Here is a 4,034-nt window from a genome sequence, read left to right on the forward strand (position 1 = left end):
GAACTGGCCCCGCACGGCGGCGAGGACCTGGCCGCGGCCCGCTCCGCCGCCGCGGAAGCGCTCGCGCGCGCCGAGGCCGCGCAGAGCAGCAACCCCCTGGGCAGCTTCACCGAGATCGCGGCGGCGGACGTGGAACTCGACAAGGCCATCGCCGCCGCCGCGTCGGAGAAGCAGCGGGTGGAACGCCTGCGACAGCAGCTCGACCAGGCGATGACGGCGGCGTCCGCCCAGGTCACCGCCGCCGCCGACTTCATCTCAACCCGGCGCGGAGCTGTCGAAGCCGAAGCCAGAACCCGGCTGTCGGAAGCGCAACGCCACCTCGACGAGGCCACCCGATCGCGTGAGTCCGACCCGTCGGCTGCCCTGCGACACGCTCAGGCCGCCGCCGACCTGGCCGCCCGCGCAGCCCGGGCAGCGGAGGCAGACGTGCGCGTATGGGAGCGCCGCACTGCGCCACAGTCGCCGTTCGGTGGCACCTCGGGGGCGATCCTGGGCGGAATTCTGCTGAACAGCGTCCTGAGGGGCGGTGGGGGCGGAGGTGGCTACAGCCCTGGGTCGTTCGGCGGCTCCAGCAGCTCCCGTCGCATCGGCGGCGGCGGCCGGTTCTAGATCGAGCCCTCCGCGCGATTCGCGGCTTTCCGCAGGCGCTCGACGAGGTCCGCGAACGCGCCCAACCGGTTGTCGATCGTGTTCTGCAGGATCTCTTGGTCAAGGTCCGCGTACTGATGCGCCAGCATGTTGCGCATACCGACGATCTTGGGCCAGTCGGTAGGCGATTCGGCCTCGAGCAGGCTGGGGCTCACCTTGCCGACGGCGTCGATGGCGACTTCAAGCCGATGGCTCACGGCGTCGCGGACCAGGACGTCATCGAGTGAGCCACGCGAGAGATGCTCGTCAAGCACGCGCAGGTGCTCGCGGGCGTCGTCGAGGTGTTGGGAATCGCTGCGTCGCCACTTGGTCATAGCTCCACCGCGTCGGACAGCGCGGAGGGCGCGACGTGCGGCTTGAGCAATCGGGCCGGGACAATGTCGACCGGGTGTCCTAGTAGACGCTCGAGTTCGAGATCAAGTGCGGCTAGGTCGAACAGGTCGGCTCCCGGCGCGAGATCGACCAAAAGGTCGATGTCGCTCGCCTCGTCGTCCTCACCGCGCACCACGCTTCCGAAGACTCGGACATTGCGGACTTTGTGGGCTTGAGCGAGCGCGAGCACTTCATCCCGGTGCCGAGCAAGGATCCTGCCCAACGGAGACTTCGGCCTGAAGTGCCTGGCTCGATACGCTCGGACCAGTCGGGAGACTTCTGGCTGACTTCGGCCGATGGCGCGGGCGATCTGGTTTTGGGTGAGGCCTTGGTCGGCGGCTTTGCCAACCGCTTCACGCAATGAGGCGCCGGCACGGGCGCGCAGTTCATCGGCTTCAGCGGCAATCTTCGCCAAAGACTCCATGAGCTCCACGTCCGCATCCATATAGCACATGCTATACCCATGCTTCGATGGTCAGCCAGGCTAGATCGTGTAGTGCCAGGCGGTCAGGCTGTAAGCGCTGAACCAGGAGCCGAACAGGACGAACGTGGTCGTCCACGCCACCATCGTCACCCTCGACCTCCCCGCCAAAGCCACCGCGATCGGGATCAGCAGCACGAACGCGGGCACCAGCATCCGGGGCTTCGACGCCATCATCCCGTCCGACCCGAGCGTCAACACCACGATCCCCGCCCCGTACAGGACCAGCGGCCAGGGCACCGTCCGGCTGAACGCGCTCACGGCCGTCAAGGCGACCGCCCCCAGCAGGATCAGCACGATCAGCAGGTCCATCACCACCTGGCCGTCCGCCAGGATGCGGGTGGCGAAGGTGAAACTCGATACGCCCCAGTCGAACTGGGAGTTCCAGCCCTCCCGCTGGATCTGCCACCAGCCACCCAGCTTCCCCGTCTGGGCGGCGACGTAGCCCCAGTAGCCGAGCAGGCCGAGTGGGGCGAGCAGACCCCCGACCACGGCTTCCCACCGCCGTGAGGACCGCAGCGCCACCAGGGCCGCCAGGCACACGACGCCCACCAGCACCGTCGCGGTGGGGCGGATCAGGCCGGCGCCGATCGCGTAGCAGCCCGCTTCCACCCACTGCCGTTCCACGACCGACACCAGCGCCCAGGCGGCGAACGCGGTGAACAGGGCCTCGGTGTACGTCATCGACAGAGTGATCGCCATCGGCGCCCCGGCCCACAGGGCGACCAGCAGCAGGCCGCGCCCGCCCGCGAGCCGCCTGCCGATGCGGGCGATGGCGTACGCGGCGGCGATGCCCGCGGCGAGGTTGATGATCAGGGCGGCGGCGAACAGGCTGGTGCCGGTGGCCGCGGCGACCGTGCGGAGGATGAACGGGAATCCGGGGAAGAACGCCATCGCGGTGTTCGCAGTGTGGTTCCCGAACGCGTCGACGAAGTCCTTCGGCACCTGCTCGTAGCCGTTCTCGGCGATGATCAGGTACCAGTTCCCGTCCCACGACCGCAGCAGGGTCTGCAGCTTCTCGTCGTGGAACTCGGCGAACACGACCAGCATCAGGAGCCCGGCGAGCCGGACCGCGAGGTACACCGCGGCGGGTGCGAGGGCCGCGGCGACCGGTCTGGACAGCCGGAGCTGGGTGATCATCACCGGACCACTGTGACCGAGTTCCCGAGCACCGTCCGGCGAATGGTGGGACTTCGGAAAACGGTGACAGAATCGCGAATCGGTTTTGACGCCAGGCCACCGCGCCCGGTGGTCACTGTGTAGCGCCATCGCGCATTGCCGATACAGAGTGACCATGGTGCCGCCGCCGGTCGCCGACCAGACTCGCGGACATGGCCGACATCGAGCAGAACCAGCTGATCGACCGTCACCGCGCCGTCCTGCCGTCGTGGCTCGCCCTGTACTACGACGAGCCGATCGAGCTCGTGCGCGCCGAGGGCAGGCGCGTCACCGACTCGACGGGCGCCACCTATCTCGACTTCTTCGCGGGCATCCTGACCAACGCCATCGGCTACGACGTCGCCGAGATCAGTGACGCGATCCGCCGCCAGCTCGACACCGGCGTGGTGCACACCTCGACCCTCTACCTGATCCGCGGGCAGGTGGAGCTGGCCGAGAAGATCGCCAAGCTCTCCGGCATCCGCGACGCCAAGGTGTTCTTCACCAACTCGGGCACCGAGGCCAACGAGACCGCGCTGATGCTCGCCACCACGTTCCGCCGCAGCAACCAGGTCCTCGCCCTGCGCAACTCCTACCACGGCCGCGCGTTCGCCACCGTGGGCATCACCGGGAACCGGGGCTGGTCGGCCAGCTCGCTCTCCCCGGTCAAGGTCAGCTACGCCCAAGGCGGCTACCGCTACCGCAGCCCGTTCGGTCATCTGTCCGATGTGGACTACATCCGAGCGTGCGCCGACGATCTCCGGGAAGTGTTGCAGACCACCACTTCCGGCGATGTGGCGTGCATGATCGCCGAACCCATCCAAGGGGTTGGCGGGTTCTGCGTGCCGCCGGACGGCTTGTTCAAGGCGTACAAGGAAATCCTTGACGAATACGGCATCCTGCTGGTCTCCGACGAGGTGCAGACGGGCTGGGGCCGCACCGGCGAGCACTTCTGGGGCATGCAGGCCCACGGCGTCACCCCGGACATGATGACCTTCGCCAAGGGGCTGGGCAACGGCCTGGCCATCGGCGGTCTGGTCGCCCGCCCCGACGTCATGGACTGCCTGACGGCCAACTCGATCTCCACCTTCGGTGGCAACCCGGTGTCCACGTCCGCGGCGCTGGCGGTGCTCGACTACATCCGCGACCACGACCTGCAGGCGGCGTGCGCCAGCCGGGGTGCCCGGGTGATGGACGGGCTGCGCGCCGCGGCCGAGAAGTACGCCGTGGTCGGCGACGTGCGCGGAAAGGGGCTGATGATCGGCGTGGAGCTGGTCGAGCCCGACGGTTCGCCGAGCCCCCGCGCGGCCGGCACCGTGCTGGAGGCGTGCAGGGAGCGCGGGCTGCTGATCGGCAAGGGCGGGCTGTACGGCAA

General features: G+C 68.6%; 5 protein-coding genes. 2 read left to right on the forward strand and 3 right to left on the reverse strand.

All coding sequences use genetic code 11. The features are described 5' to 3' along the window. Positions 1 to 609 (forward strand): hypothetical protein (locus ACRDSQ_RS33390; RefSeq protein ID WP_431426725.1); only part of this gene is annotated, 609 nt, incomplete at its 5' end. Here the strand turns inward: ACRDSQ_RS33390 and ACRDSQ_RS33395 are convergent. The 3 genes from ACRDSQ_RS33395 to ACRDSQ_RS33405 are packed head-to-tail and all read right to left on the reverse strand — an operon-like array spanning position 606 to position 2,641. Beyond that, on the reverse strand, positions 606 to 962 hold the full coding sequence (locus tag ACRDSQ_RS33395; RefSeq protein WP_431426726.1) for a HepT-like ribonuclease domain-containing protein: 357 nt from the start codon (positions 960 to 962) through the stop codon (positions 606 to 608). The genes ACRDSQ_RS33390 and ACRDSQ_RS33395 overlap by 4 nt on opposite strands. After that, on the reverse strand, positions 959 to 1,465 hold the full coding sequence (locus tag ACRDSQ_RS33400) for a nucleotidyltransferase domain-containing protein (protein ID WP_431426728.1): 507 nt from the start codon (positions 1,463 to 1,465) through the stop codon (positions 959 to 961). Before ACRDSQ_RS33400 ends, ACRDSQ_RS33395 begins: the two co-directional genes overlap by 4 nt. A 39-nt stretch (positions 1,466 to 1,504) precedes the next feature. Then, positions 1,505 to 2,641: a hypothetical protein gene (locus ACRDSQ_RS33405; RefSeq protein WP_431426730.1), complete on the reverse strand. Its 1,137-nt coding sequence runs from the start codon at positions 2,639 to 2,641 to the stop codon at positions 1,505 to 1,507. Positions 2,642 to 2,832: 191 nt separating this feature from the next. On the opposite strand from ACRDSQ_RS33405, the gene ACRDSQ_RS33410 reads away from it, so the two are divergent. Continuing rightward, a partial coding sequence (locus tag ACRDSQ_RS33410) for an aspartate aminotransferase family protein (protein ID WP_431426732.1) occupies positions 2,833 to 4,034 on the forward strand: 1,202 nt, incomplete at its 3' end.

The organism is Actinokineospora sp., assembly GCF_050699995.1.
Classification (GTDB): domain Bacteria; phylum Actinomycetota; class Actinomycetes; order Mycobacteriales; family Pseudonocardiaceae; genus Actinokineospora.